The sequence below is a fragment of the Glaciihabitans tibetensis genome, assembly GCF_003003265.1.
In the GTDB taxonomy this organism is placed as follows: domain Bacteria; phylum Actinomycetota; class Actinomycetes; order Actinomycetales; family Microbacteriaceae; genus Glaciihabitans; species Glaciihabitans tibetensis.
This window is the reverse complement of record NZ_PVTL01000001.1, coordinates 690,287-710,084: the sequence shown is the minus strand read 5'-3', so window position 1 is coordinate 710,084 and position 19,798 is coordinate 690,287. Positions and strand designations below refer to the sequence as shown.

Annotated in this window: 19 protein-coding genes; 16 read left to right on the top strand and 3 right to left on the bottom strand. The window is 65.7% G+C overall.

Annotated elements, in window-relative coordinates:
* The 6 genes from B0I08_RS03360 to lnt all read left to right on the top strand — a co-directional run bounded on the left by B0I08_RS03360 (position 1) and on the right by lnt (position 7,087).
* The gene (locus B0I08_RS03360; protein ID WP_106209741.1) at positions 1–996 is read left to right on the top strand and encodes a helix-turn-helix transcriptional regulator; all 996 of its coding nucleotides are present in this window, start codon (positions 1–3) and stop codon (positions 994–996) included.
* On the top strand, positions 989–1,951 hold the full coding sequence (locus tag B0I08_RS03355; protein WP_106209739.1) for a helix-turn-helix transcriptional regulator: 963 nt from the start codon (positions 989–991) through the stop codon (positions 1,949–1,951). Before B0I08_RS03360 ends, B0I08_RS03355 begins: the two co-directional genes overlap by 8 nt.
* Before the next feature lie 94 nt (positions 1,952–2,045).
* On the top strand, positions 2,046–2,315 hold the full coding sequence (gene tatA / locus B0I08_RS03350; RefSeq protein WP_106209737.1) for a twin-arginine translocase TatA/TatE family subunit: 270 nt from the start codon (positions 2,046–2,048) through the stop codon (positions 2,313–2,315).
* 5 nt (positions 2,316–2,320) lie between these two features.
* Positions 2,321–3,112, top strand: coding sequence for a twin-arginine translocase subunit TatC (gene tatC / locus B0I08_RS03345; protein WP_342748151.1), 792 nt, complete (start codon positions 2,321–2,323; stop codon positions 3,110–3,112).
* Positions 3,113–3,114: 2 nt separating this feature from the next.
* Positions 3,115–5,547, top strand: a complete 2,433-nt coding sequence (locus B0I08_RS03340) for a DEAD/DEAH box helicase (RefSeq protein ID WP_106209734.1) — start codon at positions 3,115–3,117, stop codon at positions 5,545–5,547.
* A 10-nt stretch (positions 5,548–5,557) separates the two neighbouring features.
* A complete protein-coding gene (gene lnt, locus B0I08_RS03335; RefSeq protein WP_106209732.1) occupies positions 5,558–7,087 on the top strand; it encodes an apolipoprotein N-acyltransferase in 1,530 nt (509 codons plus the stop codon).
* Between the two features lie 58 nt (positions 7,088–7,145).
* On the opposite strand, the gene B0I08_RS03330 is transcribed toward lnt, so the two are convergent.
* The gene (locus B0I08_RS03330; protein ID WP_106209731.1) at positions 7,146–7,511 is read right to left on the bottom strand and encodes an RNA polymerase-binding protein RbpA; all 366 of its coding nucleotides are present in this window, start codon (positions 7,509–7,511) and stop codon (positions 7,146–7,148) included.
* A gap of 95 nt (positions 7,512–7,606) precedes the next feature.
* The gene (locus B0I08_RS03325) at positions 7,607–8,374 is read right to left on the bottom strand and encodes a glycerophosphodiester phosphodiesterase family protein (protein ID WP_245884472.1); all 768 of its coding nucleotides are present in this window, start codon (positions 8,372–8,374) and stop codon (positions 7,607–7,609) included.
* A 61-nt stretch (positions 8,375–8,435) separates the two neighbouring features.
* Between B0I08_RS03325 and B0I08_RS03320 the strand changes: the two genes are divergently transcribed.
* The 10 genes from B0I08_RS03320 to B0I08_RS03275 all read left to right on the top strand — a co-directional run bounded on the left by B0I08_RS03320 (position 8,436) and on the right by B0I08_RS03275 (position 17,973).
* Positions 8,436–9,200: an SDR family oxidoreductase gene (locus B0I08_RS03320; RefSeq protein WP_106210029.1), complete on the top strand. Its 765-nt coding sequence runs from the start codon at positions 8,436–8,438 to the stop codon at positions 9,198–9,200.
* A gap of 3 nt (positions 9,201–9,203) precedes the next feature.
* On the top strand, positions 9,204–9,686 hold the full coding sequence (locus B0I08_RS03315; RefSeq protein WP_106209729.1) for an NUDIX hydrolase: 483 nt from the start codon (positions 9,204–9,206) through the stop codon (positions 9,684–9,686).
* A gap of 9 nt (positions 9,687–9,695) precedes the next feature.
* Positions 9,696–10,166, top strand: a complete 471-nt coding sequence (locus B0I08_RS03310) for a heme-degrading domain-containing protein (RefSeq protein ID WP_106209728.1) — start codon at positions 9,696–9,698, stop codon at positions 10,164–10,166.
* A gap of 151 nt (positions 10,167–10,317) precedes the next feature.
* Positions 10,318–11,106 (top strand): DeoR/GlpR family DNA-binding transcription regulator, encoded by a 789-nt coding sequence (locus B0I08_RS03305; RefSeq protein WP_106209726.1) that lies wholly within the window; start codon positions 10,318–10,320, stop codon positions 11,104–11,106.
* Positions 11,103–12,083: a 1-phosphofructokinase family hexose kinase gene (locus B0I08_RS03300; protein WP_106209724.1), complete on the top strand. Its 981-nt coding sequence runs from the start codon at positions 11,103–11,105 to the stop codon at positions 12,081–12,083. Before B0I08_RS03305 ends, B0I08_RS03300 begins: the two co-directional genes overlap by 4 nt.
* A gap of 28 nt (positions 12,084–12,111) precedes the next feature.
* Positions 12,112–14,166, top strand: coding sequence for a PTS fructose transporter subunit IIABC (locus B0I08_RS03295; protein WP_106209722.1), 2,055 nt, complete (start codon positions 12,112–12,114; stop codon positions 14,164–14,166).
* Between the two features lie 55 nt (positions 14,167–14,221).
* Positions 14,222–14,494 (top strand): HPr family phosphocarrier protein, encoded by a 273-nt coding sequence (locus B0I08_RS03290; protein ID WP_106209721.1) that lies wholly within the window; start codon positions 14,222–14,224, stop codon positions 14,492–14,494.
* A 98-nt stretch (positions 14,495–14,592) separates the two neighbouring features.
* Positions 14,593–15,042: a helix-turn-helix transcriptional regulator gene (locus B0I08_RS03285; protein WP_106209719.1), complete on the top strand. Its 450-nt coding sequence runs from the start codon at positions 14,593–14,595 to the stop codon at positions 15,040–15,042.
* 5 nt (positions 15,043–15,047) lie between these two features.
* Positions 15,048–15,470 (top strand): VOC family protein, encoded by a 423-nt coding sequence (locus B0I08_RS03280; protein ID WP_425432979.1) that lies wholly within the window; start codon positions 15,048–15,050, stop codon positions 15,468–15,470.
* A gap of 100 nt (positions 15,471–15,570) precedes the next feature.
* Positions 15,571–17,973: an ATP-binding cassette domain-containing protein gene (locus B0I08_RS03275; RefSeq protein WP_106210025.1), complete on the top strand. Its 2,403-nt coding sequence runs from the start codon at positions 15,571–15,573 to the stop codon at positions 17,971–17,973.
* Here B0I08_RS03275 and B0I08_RS03270 read toward each other — a convergent pair.
* Complete coding sequence (locus tag B0I08_RS03270; protein ID WP_106209717.1) at positions 17,958–19,751, bottom strand: hypothetical protein; 1,794 nt, start codon at positions 19,749–19,751, stop codon at positions 17,958–17,960. The two genes, B0I08_RS03275 and B0I08_RS03270, sit on opposite strands and share 16 nt — an antisense overlap.
* Positions 19,752–19,798: the final 47 nt, after the last annotated feature.

The following is a 19,798-nucleotide window of genomic DNA, read 5'->3' as shown; positions in this document are numbered from 1 at the left end:
GTGACCGCCGCCCGAGCCACCCCACGGATCCCGGTCGAAGAGCGACTCTTCAGCCTGGTCCTCGCGTTGCTCGCGTCGGAGAACGGCCTGACGAAGGTCGACATCCTGTCTACGGTCCAGGGGTACCGGCAGCGGTACCTGGTTGACGGGGTGACCCCCGGACTCGAGCGGCAGTTTGAGCGCGACAAGGACGATATCCGCGAGCTGGGCGTACCCCTCGAGACGATTGAGGCGCCCGATGATCCGGGCAACAACCAGAACCTGCGGTATCGCATCCCGCGCGGCGACTACGAGCTCCCCGCCGACATCAGCTTCTCGCCGGAGGAGACGACGCTGCTGAACCTGGCGGCCATGGTCTGGCGGGAGGGCTCCCTCTCGGGGGAGTCCCGTCGTGCGCTGATGAAGCTGCGCTCCCTCGGCGTCATCGCTGACGAGCCCATGCTGGGCTATGCACCGCATATCAGGGTGCGGGATGCCGCGTTCGAGCCTTTGACCGGGGCTCTAGAGAAGCGGCTCGTCGTCCGTTTCGGCTACCTCAAGCCCGGCGAGACCCACGCTCGCACCCGCACGGTCGCCCCAATTGCGCTGATCCAGCACCAGGGCCGCTGGCTCCTGCACGGGTTCGACCAGGATGCAGACGGCACTCGCAACTTCTTGCTCCGGAGGATTCTGACGCCCGTGCAGATCACCAAACAGCAATTCGAACCCTTCAGTGCCGATGCCACGGATGCCGCCCTCGCCGACCTCGAACGGCTGTGGAGCGAACGCACCGCCGTCGTCGCCGTCGAACCCGCGACCGACGCGGCCACCCGGCTCCACAAACGTCGGGGCACCGTGACCGACGAGGCCGGCAGATTGCTGCTGCACTACACCGACGTCAATCTGTTCGCCGACGAACTCGCCGGATTCGGTCCGGAGGTCCTCGTGGTCTCGCCGCCGGAGCTGCGCGACGCGGTTCGGTCCCGGCTCGAGAGGACGGCGACTGACCATGGCTGACCACCGCGCGCAAGACAAGCTCGCGTTTCTCCTGTCCCTCGTCCCTTACCTGGTGGACCACGACCGGGTCAGCGTCGCAGAAGTGGCGGCGCACTTCGGCGTGCCCCAGTCCCAGATCCGTGATGCGGTGCGCCTCATCGGGGTATCGGGCATCCCCGGGGAAACGGCGCAGTACCAGCATGGCGACCTGTTCGACATCAACTGGGACGACTTCGAGCTGAACGACCAGATCGTGCTCACCAATCGGGTCGCCATCGACGATTCCCCGCGGTTCTCGGCGCGCGAGGCAGCGGCGCTGATCGCCGGACTGCAGTACCTGTCGGCGTTGCCCGAGCATGCCGACCGGGCCGCGGTGGCTAGCCTCATGGCAAAGCTGTCCCGCGGAGCATCCGCCGTTCCCAGCTCATTGACGGTCGAAGCCACCGCTACAGACGGCACTCTCGCCCTCATTCGTGAGTCGGTCAGCACCGGCGTGCAGATCGAGTTCTGCTACCGCAGTGCGCAGGGCGAGGCTCAGAGCCGACGGGTTGACCCGCTGCGAATCGAATCGTTCGACGCCGACTGGTACCTGCGTGGCTGGGATCACCTCCGGCAGGGCGTTCGCACGTTCCGGCTGGACCGCATCTCTGAGCCGGTCATCACGACGGAGCCGATCACCTTCCGCGCCCAGGACGTGACCCTTCCCGAGACGCTGTTCGAGGGTTCGCCGGAGGATCTGCTCGTGACCATCGACGTCGTGCCCTCGGCCGCGCCCTTGCTTGCGGATTACATCCCCGCCGGCGCGGTGACCACCGAGATCGGTGGGTTGTTCCGCACGACGATCCGGGTGTCCCACTATCACGGACTCAAGAGACTGCTCGCGAGTATGTCGGGGATGGCGACCGTGGTCGAACCGGCCGAGGCACGCACGGCGGTGGCCGAATGGGCGGCCGCGGGGGCCGCCCGCTACCGCTGACGCCTCACACGGGTGCTTCGCAGTTGGCCCCAAGGCGGCGCGCTAAACTGGGCACAGGCTTCTTAAGTTTCTGCGACACAAAGGACGTGACCCCATGCTGAGTGGATTTACCGGATGGCATCTACTGATCATCCTCATTGTCGTATTGCTCTTGTTCGGCGGCACCAAGCTTCCGGCCCTCGCCAGGGGCCTCGGTGAGTCGCTGCGTATCTTCAAGTCCGAGATCAAGAAGGATGACGCGGCTGCCCCCTCGGAGGCTGCGCCGAACGTAACGGCGCCCGGCGCAGCCGTCCCGGACCCGGGCGCGCCGGTCGTTCGCCCGTCGGACAGCCCTGACGGGCCCCAGTTCCCGTCTAAGCCCTAGGGTCCGTGGCCACTCGAACCCGGGGCAAGTCCGAAGAAGGCCGGATGTCCTTCGGTGCCCACCTCATCGAACTGCGCAACCGGCTCTTTCGTGCGGCTCTCGCGATCGTGGTGGCGTCCGTTGTCGGTTACTTCCTTGTGCCGTTTGTGCTCGACGCCCTGCAAGTACCCCTCAAACAAATTTCCGAGTCGACCGGGCGCACGGCCGTTCTGAACAACACCCGGCTCACCGAGGCCTTCGACGTCCAGCTGCAGATAACGGTCATTCTCGGGATCGTCATTTCAAGCCCAGTCTGGCTGTATCAGATCTGGGCCTATATCGTGCCGGCGCTCAAGCGCACCGAGAAGCGCTACGCCGCCGGTTTTCTTGGGGCAACCATCCCGCTGTTCCTCGCGGGGTGCGCCACCGGGTGGTTCATCTTTCCGCACACGGTCGAGCTCCTGGCCGGGTTTGCGCCCGACGATTCCACGTCGATCTTCGGCACCAAGGACTTCGTCGACTTCGTCTCTCGTCTGGTGCTGGCGGTGGGAATCGGATTTGTGCTTCCGGTGTTCCTAGTGCTGTTGAACTTCATCGGTGTGCTCAGCGCTGCCTCGATCCTCAAGGGCTGGCGGATCGCCGTGCTTGCGATCACCCTTTTCTCCGCGCTAGCCACGCCCCCTTCCGACGTTATGACCATGTTCCTGCTGGCGATCCCGATGTTGATGCTGTACCTGCTCGCAGCAGGAGTCGCCTGGCTGCACGATCGCGCGGCCGCGCGGAAACTTCGCAGTCTGATTGAAGAGAGCACGATTTAGTGATGATGTCACCGTCTCCGGCTGAACGGTACGCCGCAGCACGCACCCGCACCGCGCAACCCAGGGTGGAGGCGTTCCGCGCCCGCCAGCGGTTCGATCTCGACGAGTTCCAGGTTGCGTCGTGCATCTCGCTCGAGGAGGGGAAGAGCGTACTCGTGGCCGCGCCTACCGGCGCGGGCAAGACCGTGGTCGCCGAGTTCGCCGTCTATCTTGCAATGCAGGGCACCCGCGACAAAGTGTTTTATACCGCACCGATGAAAGCGTTGAGCAACCAGAAGTTCCAGGAGTTGACCGCGGAGTACGGGGCTGACCAGGTGGGGCTGCTCACCGGCGACACCAACATCAACGCCTCCGCGCGCATCGTGGTCATGACCACCGAGGTGCTGCGCAACATGCTGTACGCGGATTCGGCACTGCTGGAAAACCTGGCCTTCGTGATCATGGACGAGGTGCACTACCTCGCCGACCGGTTCCGGGGTGCGGTGTGGGAAGAGGTCATCATCCATCTTCCCCAGACGGTGCGGATGGTCGCGCTCAGTGCGACGGTGTCCAACGCCGAGGAATTCGGCGACTGGCTGCAGGCCGTGCGCGGCGATACCGACGTCATCGTCTCCGAGGAGCGCCCGGTGCCGCTGGAGCAGCACGTGCTCACCCGTACCAAAATGATCGACCTGTTCGACACGACGGGAGTCGCCGCAACCAACCGGGTGAACCCAGAGCTGCTGGCGATGACGCGGGTCGGCTCCCGCAGCCCAAACTCGCGGTCCCGCAGGGACCCAGGCAAATTCAACGGGAGGGGCAATCGTGGCGACAACGCCCGAATGGACCGGCCCGAGTTTGTGGCTCTCCTCGATAGCAAGAATCTCCTCCCGGCAATCTTCTTCGTGTTCAGCCGGGTCGGCTGTGACGCCGCGGTGCGTCAAGTGCTCCGCGCGGGAGTTCGCCTGACCCAGGCCCACGAGCGCGATGAGATCCGCGCCATCGTCGAGGAGCGTTGCCGCACGCTGCGCGACGAAGACCTCGGTGTCCTCGGGTACTTCGAGTGGCTCGATGGTCTGGAGCGGGGCGTCGCCGCGCACCACGCCGGAATGCTCCCCGCCTTCAAAGAAGTGGTCGAGGAGCTGTTCCGGCTGAAGCTGGTGCGCCTTGTTTTCGCCACAGAAACGCTCGCGCTCGGCATCAATATGCCGGCGCGCACGGTGGTGCTCGAGAAACTCGAGAAGTTCAACGGTGAAGCACGTGTACCCATCACACCGGGGGAGTACACCCAGCTTACCGGCCGCGCCGGGCGGCGCGGCATCGACGTCGAAGGCCACGCCGTAATCCAGTGGGCAGAAGGCCTCGACCCGCATGCCGTCGCCTCGCTCGCCTCCCGTCGCACCTACCCGCTCGTGTCGAGCTTCAAACCGACGTACAACATGGCGGTCAACCTCATCGACCAGTTCGGGCGGGCGCACACCCGCGAGGTGCTCGAGTCGTCGTTCGCACAGTTCCAGGCCGACCGCGCCGTCGTCGACATCGCCCGCAAGGTGCGTTCGCAGCAGGACTCGCTCGACGGATACGCCAAGTCGATGACCTGCCACCTTGGCGACTTCGGGGAATACATCGGCATTCGGCGCGAGCTCACCGACCTCGAGCGCAAGGCGAGCGTGCGCCAGGACGCCCAGACGCGCTCCGACCAGGATCGTCGGCAGAAGCAGATCGCAGCCCTCCGGCGGCAACTGAAGCAGCACCCCTGCCACGCCTGCAACGATCGCGAGGCCCACGCGCGCTGGGCCGAACGCTGGTGGAAACTCAAAAAAGACAACGATCGCCTCCGGTCCGATATCCGCACGCGCACCGGAGCGGTTGCCAAGGTCTTCGACCGGGTCACCGACGTGCTGCTCAGCCTGGACTACCTCAGCGCGGATGCCGACGGCGAGATCACCGTCACCTCGCATGGGCGCACCCTGAAGCGCATTTACGGTGAGCGCGACCTGCTCGTCGCCGAATCGCTGCGCCGGGGGCTTTGGAACAGCCTCGATCCGGCGTCCCTCGCGGCGATGGCCGCCGCCCTGGTCTACGAGCCGCGTCGCGACGAAGGCCCGCCCGACGAAAGAAACCTCCCGCGCGGCGCCTTCCGCGAGGCCTTCGATGCCACCACCACCCTGTGGGCAAACCTCGATGACCTCGAACGGGACAACCGTCTGCCCGGCACCCAGCCGCTCGGCACCGGGCTCATCCACGCGATGTACCGCTGGGCACAGGGCGCATCGCTCGATAGCGCGCTGACCATCGCCGACCTCGCAGCCGGAGACTTTGTGCGCCTGAGCAAGCAGACCATCGACCTGCTCGACCAGCTTTCCATGGTGGCCGATGCGCCGGTCGGGGCGAACGCCCGTAAGGCTCTAGACGCAGTGCGACGCGGCATCGTTGCATACTCCAGCGTTGCGTAGGCTCAGGCTGGTGAGGCCAGATCCCCGTCCGATTGTTCCGCTGTGGGCAGCGTTGGTGCTTGCTGCGGCATCCGGTCCGATCATGGACGCCGGCTTCCCCGATCGCGACCTCTGGCCACTCACCTTTGTGGGAATCGCGCTGGTTCTCGTGAGTGCGGTCGGCCGTCGGCCCCGCTCGGCGCTGCTCCTCGGTTTCGTTTCCGGCCTCGCGTTCTATCTCGTGCACATCGAGTGGGCATCGCTGTTTCTCGGCCCGATTCCGATGACCGCCCTGTCGGTTCTCGAGTCCCTGTTCGTCGCGCTGGGTGTGCTGCTCGTCGCCCTGGCCTACCGCTGGTGCGCCCGGCTGTGGCCGGACGCACGGGGTCGACTCCTGCTTCTGCCGGCAATCATCGCGGGCCTGTGGACAGCGCGGGAGGCAGTCACCAGCACTTTCCCCTATGGCGGGTTCGCCTGGGGAAGGGTAGCCCTCTCCCAATCGCAGAGCCCTTTCGCCGATTTGTTCCCCTGGCTCGGGGTGTCGGGGGTGAGCTTCGTCATGGTCGCGCTGGTCGCGCTGGCGATCGAGGCGGTGCGCTTCGGGGCTGTGGGGCGGATGATCCGGCTCGTCGTTGTGGTCGCCGCGGTCACCGCGGCTCTCGTGGTGCCCGCGTTCCCGGTCGCCATCACCGGCACAAGCACCATCGCAGCGGTGCAGGGCAACGGCAAGGCCGCCTACTTCGATACTCGTGAGCAGGGCGACCTGCTCACCGCCCAGTTCGAGGCGACCGAGCCGCTGTTTGAGCAGGATCTCGACCTCGACATGGTGGTCTGGCCGGAAGGCGCCTCCGACATCAACCCGCTCGAGTCGGTTTACGCCGCACGGGCCTTCGACTACGTCAGCACGCAGCTCGACGCTCCGCTGGTGGCGGGCGCCATCACCGAACGCGACGGGAAGATCTACAACACCTCGTTGCTCTGGGAGGCGGGGGAAGGCGCTGTCGATTACTACGACAAGAAGCATCCCATCCCGTTCGGCGAGTACGTGCCCGACCGGGAGTTCTGGGAACCCTTCGCGCCCGACCTGATCGGCATGATCGCACGCGAGTACACCCCGGGCACAACCGACACGGTGTTCGACATCAACGGCACTGTGGCCGGAATCAACATCTGTTTCGATATCTCGGACGACGCGGTCATGACCGCTGCCGTCCGCGATGGCGCCGAGGTGCTGCTTGCGCAGACCAACAACGCCGACTTCGGCCAGACCGACGAGAGCGTACAGCAGCTGGCGATCGCGCGAATCCGGGCCATCGAACTGGGGCGCAGCGTCGTCAACATCTCAACCGTGGGAACCAGCGCGATCATCGCGCCGGACGGATCGACCATCGAACAGTTGGACACCTACACGGCCGACACCATGGTCGCCGACGTCCCCCTGAGCTCGACGGTGACGCCTGCATCGCTGGCCGGACGAGGCATCGAGTGGTTTGTGTCGGGCCTCGGGCTGGCGGCTCTCGCGCTGGCCATGGCTGTGCAGCGGCGTCACACGCCGCGGTAAACAAAAAGCACCTCACATCCGGGTGACCGGTGTGAGGTGCTCGAGTTAACCGTTTCGGTTAGGCGTCAACCTTTTTCTGACCCTTGCGCGCACGAAGATAATCGAGCCGCTCCTGGAGAAGTTCTTCCAACTCCGGACGGGTGCGTCGCTCCAGGAGCATGTCCCAGTGGCTGCGCGGAATCTTGGTCTCAACGTGGGACGTCTCAACCGGGGTGCCGTCGCTCGAGAGCAGAACGCCTTCCTGGCCGGACTTCGGAGACTCCCAGACTTCGGGTACTTCGGCTTCGGCCGAGAACACTACCTCGAAGGTCGTTCCGTCGGCTGTGCGGTAAACACTTTTCTTTCGCGGGGAAAACTCCACGCCCTCTTCGCTCTGTAAGCTCTGGGTGCCAAGTCTCATGCCGCGCAAACTACGGTCTGCCATTGTCTGGCCTCCTTAATCGCAATGCATTCAAAGTTATAAACCCGCCGGCTGGACGTATCCTTTCAACCTTGTGATATTTCACAGGCTCTTCCCAGTCACAATCGGCGTGTGGGGGATCGCTCTTCGAGCAGGCGGACCGCCACGTCGGCACGATCAGTCACAAGACCATCGATACCGAGGTCGAGGAGGCGCTCCATTGTGGCACGCTCGTTGACAGTCCAGATGTGAACTTCGACTCCGGCGCCGTGAAACGCGTCGATCATCCGGCGCGTCGCGAGCGAAATTCCGCGGAAAGACTCGGGGATTTGTACGGCGTGCACCCGGCGCAGGCTGAAGCGCAGCAGCGGAGTGAGCCGCAGCGTCGCTGCGACCACCGCCAGGACGAGAACGGTCGACGAGGCCGCGCTCGCGACGCCCGGAAGCAATTTCACCGTGGCGCTCCGGCGCCGCTCGCTGAACGATGCGACCAACACCCGATCCAGCGCGCCGGCTCGCCGGATTGCCTTGGCAACCGACGGGATCGCGGCCTGTGCTTTGACATCAATATTCAGGCGGGCTGTGGGAAAGGCCGCGAGCACCTCGGCGAGGGTGGAAAGTCTTTGGGCGTGACCGAGGTCGATGGTGCGCAGTTCTGCGAGGGTCAGGCTGGCGATCGTGCGCTCAGAACCCGCCAGTCTTCGCAGATCCGCGTCATGGGCGACGACCGCGACGCCGTCTCTGCTGGCGTGCACATCCAGCTCGAGATAGCCGGCGCCCGCTTGCAGTGCCCGTTCGAAGGCGAGCAGCGTGTTATCCGCAATGCCCGTGGCAAGGCCTCGATGCGCGAACACGCGCGGGCGCGGCGGGGCGAAGTAGGGGATCACGGCACAACGGTACTCGGGGGTGCAGCGTGTGGCTACGCCGGAGTTGATAGTGTCGTCTGTCGTGAGCAACCCACTACAGCCCGGAACTTTGTCCGGCAAGCGCGCCCTCGTGACCGGATCCTCCCGAGGGATCGGCGCCGACACGGTCGGCTACCTCGCCAAAGCCGGTGCAAGTGTCGTGGTCAATTTCCGCAACAAGGAGGCCAGGGCGCTGAAGCTCGTCTCCGCAATCCAGCAGGCCGGCGGCACCGCCATCGCTGTAGGCGCAGACCTCACCGACCCGGTTTCGCTCGAGAACCTGTTCAGTACGATCACGGACGAACTCGGCGGACTCGACATCCTCGTTATGAACGCCTCCGGGGGCATGGAGGGCGGAATGGCCGCCGACTATGCGATGCAGCTCAACCGCGACGCCCAGGTCAACCTCCTCACCGCGGCGCTGCCGCTGCTCGGTCCCGGTTCCCGAGTTGTGTTCATCACCAGCCACCAGGCGCACTTCATTCACGGCACCGAAACGATGCCCGAGTACCTTCCGGTTGCGCTGAGCAAGCGGGCGGGCGAAGATGCTCTCCGTGCGCTGATCCCGGCCCTGACGGAAAAGGGCATCGAGTTTGTCGTGGTCTCCGGTGACATGATCGAGGGCACCATCACCGCCACCCTGCTGGAGCGCGCGAACCCCGGAGCGATCGGGGCACGCAAGGAATCCGCCGGCCGCCTATACAACGTGGGCGAGTTCGCGGCGGAGATTGCGCTGGCCGCGGTCGATCCCATTCCCGAGAACAACACCCGCTACGTCGGCGACATCAGCGACTTCGTTTCGGCCTGACCGATGACCGCCGGGCACCGCCTCACCTCGCGCATCCTGCTGTTCGACGAGTCCGGGCGGGTGCTGCTGTTTCGCACCAAGGCTCCGGACACCAGCGGCTTCTCGCGCTGGATCACGCCCGGCGGGGGAGTGGACCCGGGAGAAAACCACGCTCAGGCCGCGGTGCGCGAACTCTTCGAGGAAACCGGGCTGGTGGCCGACTCAGTCGGCGATCCGGTCTGGAACCATGATTTTGATGTGGTGTGGGATGCTGCTGACCACAGCACCGGCCACGCCGAGTTCTACGTCCACACGACAGGCAACTTCGAGCCGGTGAACACCAACTGGACTCCGGAAGAGCACGTCGACGTCGAGGCGAGCCGCTGGTGGAGCCTGGCCGAGCTCGAGTCGACCTCGGAGCCGTTCGAGCCGGCCGAACTGCCCGCCCTCGTGCGCACCCATCTCCCGGCTCAGCAGCTCCCACCCCAGCATCTCCCACCCAAGTAGAGGACACTCATGACCACGCTGCCTGACCTAATTGCCGAGTTGCACGCGCAGGAGCAGCGGTTGCAGTTCGCGCGGTTCACCCACACCGACGCCTGGGAACTGGGGCTCAGCCTGGTCGAGCTGGCGACGGCGCGCGGGCTCGGCGTGACGATAGACATCACCAGGGGCTACCAGCAGGTGTTCCACGCGGCGCTGCCGGGAACGACCCCCGACAACGACGACTGGGTGGCCCGCAAGGTGCGCACGGTGCGCCGCTTCGGCCACAGCTCCTTCCTTGTCGGGCGTTCGCACGCGGCCAACAACACCGACCTGAACACCGCGACCGGGCTGCCGGCGGCGCTGTACAGCGACCACGGGGGCTGTTTCCCTGTTTTAGTTCGGGATGTCGGGCCGGTGGGCACGGTCACCGTGTCGGGGCTACCGCAGGCAGACGACCATGCCCTCGTGGTTGAAGCACTGGAGCTCGCACTGTCGCGCTGAGCCGCACCGCGACATCCCGGTCCCCAGCAGTCCCCCGTCTACACATGTTGTTTTACGTGGTTTTGTGTTGCTATCCAGTCTGAATGAAGATAAGGTCACATCAACACAGATAGACCATTGCTAGCTCGACACTGTCAAAGGAGACGTGAGTATGTACGCGGAAGAGCGCCAGCAGCGCGTCGAGGCCATAGTCTCCGCATCTGGTCGGGTCGCCGTGGCCGGGCTCGCCCGCGACTTCGACGTCACAACCGAAACCATCCGCCGCGACCTCGCGCAGCTCGAGGCGCGAGGGGTTCTCCGCAGGGTGCACGGGGGAGCCGTTGTTGCGTCGAACAGCAGCCGCCTCGAGGAGAGCGTTTCAGCGCGGCGCGGCCGCAATACCGCAGCCAAGGCGCGCATCGCGCAGCTTGCGATGAGCCTGATTCCGAACACGTTCAGCGGCGCCGTCGCCCTCGACGCCGGGACCACCACCGGAGTTGTCGCCGAGCACCTCGCCCGGTGGCACCCGAGCACCGCCAACCAGACGCTCGTGGTGATCACCAACTCCCTCGTCATCGCGAGCATCGTGACGGAAAACCCCGATGTCGAGGTCAATCTGCTCGGCGGACGCCTGCGCGGGATCACCAGCGCCGCGGTTGGCTCATCCACTCTCGCGCAGCTGTCACGGATGCGCCCAGACATCGCCTTCATCGGCGCCAACGGGGTGCACGCCGAGTTCGGGCTCAGCACACCAGACCAGGAGGAATCCGCAGTGAAAACCGCACTCACCCGGGGCGCCCGTCGCGCCGTCGCTCTGGTCGATGCCTCGAAACTCGGGCAGGAAACGCTCGTCAGCTTCGCCGACCTTGGTGATCTTGACACCCTCATCACGGACTCCACCCCGGCGCCGGATCTGACCGAAGCGCTGCGCGATGCGGAAGTCGAGGTGCTGGTCGCATGATCGTCACATTCACCGCCAACCCCAGCCTCGACCGCACCATCGAACTCGGCTCCGCGCTCGACCGTGGTGGTGTGCAGCGTGCCTTCGCGACGCAGGAACAGCCCGGGGGCAAGGGCGTCAACGTCTCCCGTGCGCTGATGGCCTCCGGGCTCGAGACGATCGCTGTGCTGCCCGGAACCAGCGCCGATCCCATGCTGGTCGCGCTCCGAGCGGAGAAGATCCCGCACGCGAGCCTCGCGATTGCCGGTCGCATCCGGTCAAATATCACGCTGACCGAGCCTGACGGCACCACAACCAAGATCAACGAGCCAGGCCCGGCTCTCGACGAGAGCGATGAGATCGCGTTGATCGACCTCGTTGTCTCGCGCGCCCGCGACGCAGCCTGGCTGGTGCTGGCGGGATCGCTGCCTCCGGGGCTGCCCGTCGACTTTTACGCCCGCGTGGTCACCGCCGTGCGCAACGCCGGTCCTGGCGCGGAGGGAACCACGCCACGCATCGCCGTCGACTCCTCCGGCGCCCCCATGGCCGCGCTGATCGCATCCGGGGTCGGTGTCGACCTGATCAAGCCCAACGCCGAAGAACTTGCCGAGATCACCGGCATCGGCGACGGGCACACCCTGGAGTCCGACCCGCTCGCGGCGTACTCCGCAGCGCAGAGCCTGGTGGAGCGGGGCTGCGCAGCGGTTCTGGCCACCCTCGGCGCAAAGGGAGCGGTGCTCGTTACGGCCGAAGGCGGCTGGATGGCCACGATGCCTCCCATCGTCCCCGTGAGCACCGTCGGAGCGGGGGATTCTTCGCTCGCGGGCTACCTCGTCTCGGACGAGGCCGGCGGAACCCCACACCAGCGCCTGGCGCAGGCCGTCGCGCACGGGTCCGCGGCGGCATCGCTGCCGGGAAGCACCATGCCGGCCACCGCCCAGACGCGGCCGGAGACGGCCACCGTCACCGTTCTAACCCCGATCAGCGCCGATCGCTGAACTACGCAACACCCGACAGGAGAACACAATGTCGTCACTCATCACCCCACAACTGGTAACGCTGGATGTGGACCTCGGCACAGACCGCGCCGACGTAATTCGAGCCTTGGCTACGCGCGTCGTCGAGGCCGGTCGCGCAACCGACGTCGAGGCGTTGTTCACCGACGCCTGGGCGCGCGAGCAGAAGACCGATACCGGCATCCCCGGGGGAATCGCTATTCCGCACTGCCGCTCCACCGCGGTGCTGGAGCCCACCTTCGCGATGGCACGTCCCAACCCCGCCATCGACTTCGGCGCACCGGACGGCCCTGCTGACCTGATCTTCCTGATCGCGGCGCCCGACGGCGCCGACCAGGCACACCTGAAGCTGCTCTCCAAGCTCGCCCGCTCGCTAATCAAGCCTGACTTCGTCGCGGCACTGCGCAGCGCTCCCACCCCGGAAGATATTGTCGCCCTCGTGGAAGGTGCGCTCAGCGATGAGCCTGCGCCGACCGGAACTGCGCAGCCGGTGGCGCCGGCGGCAGCGGCATCCGCTTCGTCTGCCCCCTCATCCGGCGCACACGCCGCCGAGCCGGCACCAGCGCGCCCAACCCTGGTTGCGGTCACAGCTTGCCCCACCGGCATCGCGCACACCTACATGGCGGCGGACGCGCTCGTTGCCGCCGCGGAGCGCGCGGGCGTCAACCTTCAGGTTGAGACCCAGGGCTCCTCGGGCGCCAAGCCACTCGACCCGTCGATCATCGCAGCCGCGGGCGCCGTCATCTTCGCTGTCGACGTGGACGTGCGCGACAAAGGCCGATTCGCCGGGATGCCGCTGATCCAGTCACCGGTCAAGCGCGGCATCGACGCACCAGACGCCATGATCGCGGAGGCCGTTGCCGCCGCGACCAACCCCAACGCCCGCCGCGTCGGATCGTCCGGGCAGGAAGCGGCTGCGGAAAGCCAGGAGGGCAACGAGCACTTCGGCAAGAAGCTGCAGCGCTGGCTGCTCACCGGTGTGAGCTACATGATTCCGTTTGTGGCCGGTGGCGGACTTCTCATGGCGCTGGGCTTCTTGCTCGGCGGGTATGAGATCGCCAACACCGCGCGGGACTTCGCCCTCAACTACTCGCTCTTCAACCTCCCCGAGGGCGGCCTCGGCCAGTACCTTGGCGCGGTTCTCTTCCTGATCGGAAACGTCTCGATCAACTTCCTTGTACCCGTACTCGCCGGGTACATCGCCTACGCGATCGCCGACCGTCCCGGTATCGCACCCGGATTCACCGTCGGCGCCATCGCATTGCTCATGAACGCCGGATTCATCGGTGGACTCATCGGCGGACTGCTCGCCGGTGGAGCCGCCTACGCGATCGGGCGCCTGCAGGTTCCGGCCTGGCTGCGCGGCCTTATGCCCGTGGTGATAATTCCGCTGCTCGCGTCGCTCGTCGCATCCGGCCTGATGCTGCTCGTGCTCGGTGGTCCCATCGCACTGCTGATGACCGGCCTCAGCGACTGGCTCTCGTCCCTCACGGGTGCATCCGCTGTCTTGCTGGGATTGATCCTCGGCGTGATGATGGGCGCCGACCTTGGCGGCCCGATCAACAAGGTTGCGTACGCGTTCGCTGTCGCCGGTCTTGGGGCCGGAAGCTTCGACAACCAGACCCCGTGGATGATCATGGCGGCCGTTATGGGCGCCGGCATGGTCGCCCCGCTGGGCATGGCTTTGGCCTCCACCGTCCTGGCCCGCAAGCAGTTCAGCGCCCTCGAGCGCAACAACGGCGTGAGCGCGTGGGCGCTCGGGGCGTCGTTCATCTCCGAAGGTGCAATCCCGTTCGCCGCTGCTGACCCGCTGCGTGTCATCCCGGCCAGCATCGTCGGCAGTGGAGTCGCCGGGGCCATCATCATGGGCACGGGCGTCACCTCGCAGGCACCACACGGCGGGTTCTTTGTCTTCTTCGCGATCGGTAACTTCGGAATGTTCGTCGTCGCCATCGCCATCGGAGCGCTCGTCACCGCCCTCATCGTGATCGCTCTCAAGCGCTGGGCTGTCAAGGCCCCACGCACTCAGGCATCCGAACCCGTGTCGGTTCCGGTCGCGGCGTAACCTCAGTCGCGTCATCACCTCACATAGCAGTCGTCAACCAGCAAGGAGAATTCCCATGGCCGAACGCCACGCCACCATCGCCAGCAGCGTCGGGCTGCACGCCCGCCCCGCAGGTCTGTTCATCGAAGCGGTCAACAAGCAGCCAGTTGCCGTAACGATCAGCAAGGACGGCAGCACGCCGCTCAACGCGTCGAGCATCCTGTCGATCATGAGTCTGGGTGCCTCGCACGGTGACGTGGTCACCCTCGCGGCCGAGGGGGAGGGTGCCGAAGCCGCGCTCGACGAGCTCGTTGCCCTGCTCGAGACGGACCTCGACGCGGTCGAGTAGCGCGACGGTCGCGTAGCGCGGCCGCGAAGCGGGGGAGGGCAGGCCCGATTTCAGTCTGGGCCTGTCCACGCCCGAATGCGAGTGGAATAATCACGAACGTGACCAGTTCTGCGGCGACAGCGCAACGCCTGCGCGACCTCGCTCAGCTGCGCCGCGTGCGGGACCGGATCGACCGGGAGTATGCCCTCCCGCTCGACGTCGAGTCTCTCGCCCGCGGCGCGAACGTGTCGGCGGGGCATCTCAGTAGGCAATTCCGGCTCGCCTATGGTGAGTCTCCCTACGCCTACCTCATGACGCGGCGCATCGAACGCGCGATGGCGCTGCTGCGCCGCGGCGATCTCAGCGTCACGGAGGTGTGTTTTGCGGTGGGGTGTTCCTCGCTCGGCACCTTCAGTACCCGCTTCACCGAACTGGTCGGCGTGTCGCCCAGCGTGTACCGCGGGATGACGCCGCGGCCGGGACTCGAGCTGCCGTCTTGCGTGACGAAAGAGATCACGAGACCGGTCAGGAATCGAGAAGCGCGCCAGAGGGAGCGTGACCTACGGTGACAGACATGGACACCAACATGGACATCATCATTTATTCGAGTTTCCTCCCCCACAGCGACCCAGACGCTTCCCTCGCCTTCTATCGCGACACGCTCGGCTTCGAGGTGCGCGGAGACGTCGGATACGGCGGAATGCGCTGGATCACCGTGGGCCCCCACGGCCAGCCCGGGGTTTCCATCGTGCTGGAGCCACCCGCCGCTGACCCGGGCGTCACCGATGAGGAACGCCGAACCATCACCGAGATGATGGCGAAGGGAACCTACGCCGGAGTACAACTGGCAACGGCAGACCTGGATGGCACGTTCGCGCGACTACAGGCCAGCGGCGCCGAAATAGTGCAGGAACCCATCGACCAGCCCTATGGGCTGCGCGACTGCGCGGTGCGCGACCCCGCGGGCAACCAGCTTCGCATCCAGCAGCTCACCTGATTCCACCGCTCGTCTGTCGCACCCGAGCACCTGTCAGAGGCCGCCCCCAGACTGGTTGAATGGTGCTGAGCGCCCACAGGCCCGACAGATGGAGACACCGATGAGCACTGCCACGAGCACAGACACGGACGCAGACACGCAATCGGCGCACATCGCCGTCGCCGACAGCCACGACCTGATCCGCGTGCAGGGCGCCCGCGTCAACAACCTCAAAGACATCAGCGTTGTCATCCCGAAACGAAGGCTGACGGTCTTCACCGGGGTCTCCGGATCCGGAAAAAGCTCGCTGGTGTTCGGCACCATCGCCGCGGAGTCGCAGCGGATGATCAACGAAACCTACAGTGCCTTCCTGCAGGGGTTCATGCCCGCGCTCGCACGCCCGGAGGTCGACGTACTCGAGGGTCTGACGACCGCAATCATCGTCGACCAGGAACGCATGGGCGCCAATTCGCGCTCCACCGTCGGCACGGCCACCGATGCAAACGCCCTGCTCCGCATCCTGTTCAGTCGGCTCGGCGAGCCCTACATAGGATCACCCCAGGCATTCTCGTTTAACGTCGCGTCAATCTCGGGCGCGGGAGCCGTGACCATTGAGAAGGGCGGAGCGACCACAAAGGAGCGCAGAAGCTTCTCGATCACGGGGGGAATGTGCCCGCGGTGCGAAGGCATGGGCAAGGTCAACGACATCGATCTCGCCCAGCTGTTCGATGATTCCAAGTCGCTCAACGAGGGCGCGATGACCATCCCCGGATACACCGCCGACGGGTGGGGCGTGAAGATCTACACCGGGTCGGGGCTGCTCGACGGGGATAAGCCGATCCGCGACTACACCAAAAAGGAGCTCCACGACTTTCTCTATAAGGAGCCCATCAAGGTCAGAGTCGGGGACATGAACATGACCTACGAGGGGCTGGTCCCCCGAGTTCAGAAGTCGTTCCTGTCGAAGGATCGAGAGGCAATGCAGCCGCACATCCGCGCATTCGTCGACCGCGCGGTCACCTTCACCACCTGTCCGGACTGCGGGGGATCCCGTCTCAACGAGGGCGCCCGGTCGTCGAAGGTCAGCGGTATCAACATTGCCGACGCCTGCGCCATGCAGATCAGCGACCTCGCGGCGTGGGTGAGCGCACTCGACGAACCGTCTGTGGCGCCTTTGCTCACCGCGTTGCGCCACATCCTCGACTCGTTCGTCGAAATCGGACTCGGCTACCTGTCGCTTGAACGCCCGGCGGGCACTCTCTCGGGCGGGGAGGCACAGCGCACCAAACTCATTCGGCACCTTGGCTCGTCCCTCACCGACGTCACCTACGTGTTTGACGAGCCCACCATTGGCTTGCATCCTCACGACATCCAGAAAATGAACGAGCTTTTGCTGCGCCTGCGCGACAAGGGCAACACCGTGCTCGTGGTCGAGCACAAGCCAGAAATGATCGCGATCGCCGATCACGTCGTCGACCTCGGTCCGGGCGCAGGCACCGCGGGCGGCACGATCTGCTACGAGGGCACACTTGAGGGGCTCCGGGCGAGCGACACGCTCACCGGCCGCCACCTGGATGACCGGGCCATGCTGAAAAAGGCGCTCCGCGAACCCGCCGGCGCCCTGGAGATTCGTGGGGCGACGGAAAACAACCTGAAGAATGTCGATGTGGATGTCCCGCTCGGCATGCTCGTGGTGGTGACCGGTGTCGCCGGCTCGGGCAAAAGCTCGCTTATTCACGGGTCGATCCGTCAGAGCGACGGCGTGGTGTCGATCGACCAGGGAGCGATCCGCGGGTCGCGCCGGAGTAACCCGGCCACCTACACGGGCATGCTCGAGCCGATTCGCAAGGCGTTTGCGAAGGCCAACGGAGTAAAACCCGCACTCTTCAGTTCCAATTCGGAGGGCGCCTGCCCGAACTGCAACGGCGCCGGCGTGATTTACACAGACCTGGGGATGATGGCGGGGGTAGCGACCACCTGCGAAGTCTGCGAGGGCAAGCGGTTCCAGGCGTCCGTGCTCGATTACCACTTCGGTGGGCGCGACATCAGTGAGGTGCTCGGGATGTCGGTGAGCGAAGCGGTGGAATTCTTCGGCACGGGGGAGGCCCGCACCCCCGCGGTGCACGCGATTTTGGAGCGGTTGGCGGATGTCGGGCTCGGATACATCAGCCTCGGACAACCGCTCACCACCCTCTCGGGAGGCGAGCGGCAGCGGCTCAAGCTGGCGACGCACCTGGGAGAAAAAGGTGGGATCTACGTTCTCGATGAACCGACGACCGGCCTTCACCTCGCGGATGTGGAGCAGTTGCTTGGGCTGCTCGACCGCCTCGTCGAGTCCGGTAAGTCGGTCATTGTCATCGAGCACCACCAGGCGGTGATGGCGCACGCCGACTGGATCATCGACCTTGGTCCGGGAGCCGGTCACGACGGCGGCACCGTGGTGTTCGAGGGCACGCCTGCCGACCTCGTCGCCGCGCAGTCGACTCTCACCGGCAAGCACCTCGCCGCCTACGTGGGCGGTTGACCCCCGGCCGTGCGGCGTTCGGGGAGCGGTCGCGGGGGAGCGGCAAACACCGAAACGACGAGCAGGAGCCCCAGCGGCACAAAAACGGCCGCCGCTAGCCACGTCCAGTTGCCGAGCACCGGCGCGAGCAGGAACGTCAACGCGACCAGCGCACCCAGCGCGTAGGCCAACAGCGGAATCGCTATGGCCAGAACGGTCGGGTGTGCGGCCGACTTCGGCCACACGAGTGCGCGTTCGACCGAGGTCGAACGCCAGCTGTACACCCACACCAATACGAGAACGAGCAGCACGGCGACCACGGCCGGCGCGATGCGCAGTGGATGAAGCTCGATCTCGGTGGCCCAGCCGGGCATCCACCACTGCACCAGTCCGAGCGAGATCACGACCGCCATCACCCACACGAGTGGTCGGGTGCGTCGCACCGCGACCGTTCGGGCCTGGGCACCGCGAGAGATCCGATCCGCGACCAGATCACCGGCCGCGGGCGAGATCTGCGTGACGATCGGATCGATGACCTGAAGGATATTGCGGGCATACGTCTGGTGGTCGGTGAAGGGAGAACTCGTGTTGTGCACGGGATGCTCGCCTGGACCCAAAGCGTCGGTGGCCTCGCGGGTGTACGACTCGCGCCAGCGCTTGTCGCGGTGGGCGTTGTTGTCGCCCATGGGGCCGGACGGTACGGGGTCCCAGATACCCCAGTAGTTGTTCCAGGTGATCTCGGGGTACCCGGAGGCCCATCGGGCGACTGGAGTGAACCCGACATCCGCCCTGCCTTCGAGGAAAGACGACGTGGTGATGAGGGACACGGCCGTGCCGACGGTGTTCAGCCGAACCCGCGTATTCCAGTGCTGCGTGCCGAGACTGCCACCCAGCAGTGCGGTGAGGGCGATCGCGCTGCCCTGAGAGTGTGCGATCACGATCAACTGCGAGCCGGGCGCGTCCTCCAAAAGAGCGTGGGCCTCGGTGATCCGTTTGATGATCACGCCCTCCATCGCGGCGGCACGGAGCGGATGACGTTTATACGTGGCGACGTCACCAACGTACGAGACCAGTGTGTCCAGCACCGGCTGCAGGACGAGCTTGATGCCGGGGATGAGCAGCAGGGGAGCGGCGAGGGTCAAAAACACACTGCCGACGGTGCCGACGACGAGCACAAGCACGAAGGCCAGGACGGCGAACAGCATGCCAAGGACCGCCGCGAACAGGTCCCGGACGGTGGGCACCCACGGCTTTTTCGTGCGGAGCGCAAAGAGCGGAACCCACACCGCGGTGCGTCTCAGCTGGCAGAACAGTCGCCACAGGGCCCGCCACAAAAACCGTGCGCCCCATCGAAAGGTCTCCGTGCGCGAGACGGGCACGAAGGAACGCGACCAGGTTGCCTCGAGGAAGGTCACGGCGACGGTGCCTTCGTCGTTGCCTGGATCGACGCTGTCAGGATTGTCTGTGCCTGGCTCGACGCTGTCAGCATTGTCTGTGCCTGGATCGTCACTTGCGGTGTGCAATTCGGCGTCGACGCGGGCGGATGATCCGATGCCCAGTGTCGACGAGGTGACCCGCACTCCGGGCCGCAGACCGGCACGCGCCCGCGGGTCGTGGCTCAGCGCCCAGTCGATGCGGCCCAAGATGGGCTCGGCCCATTCGAGTAGCGTCTCACCCTCCCGCTGCTCGCCCATCCCGTGCACAACGACGACCGCGACGCTCGGAACGGCAGCGGGTGTCGACGCGTTCTCCGCGTGGAGCAACGGAGCCGTGGGCGCGCGTGGTGAGTGAAATCGCATGACTCAGCACCTTCCGCACGGGGTGCCTCACACGCTACTTCCGCTAA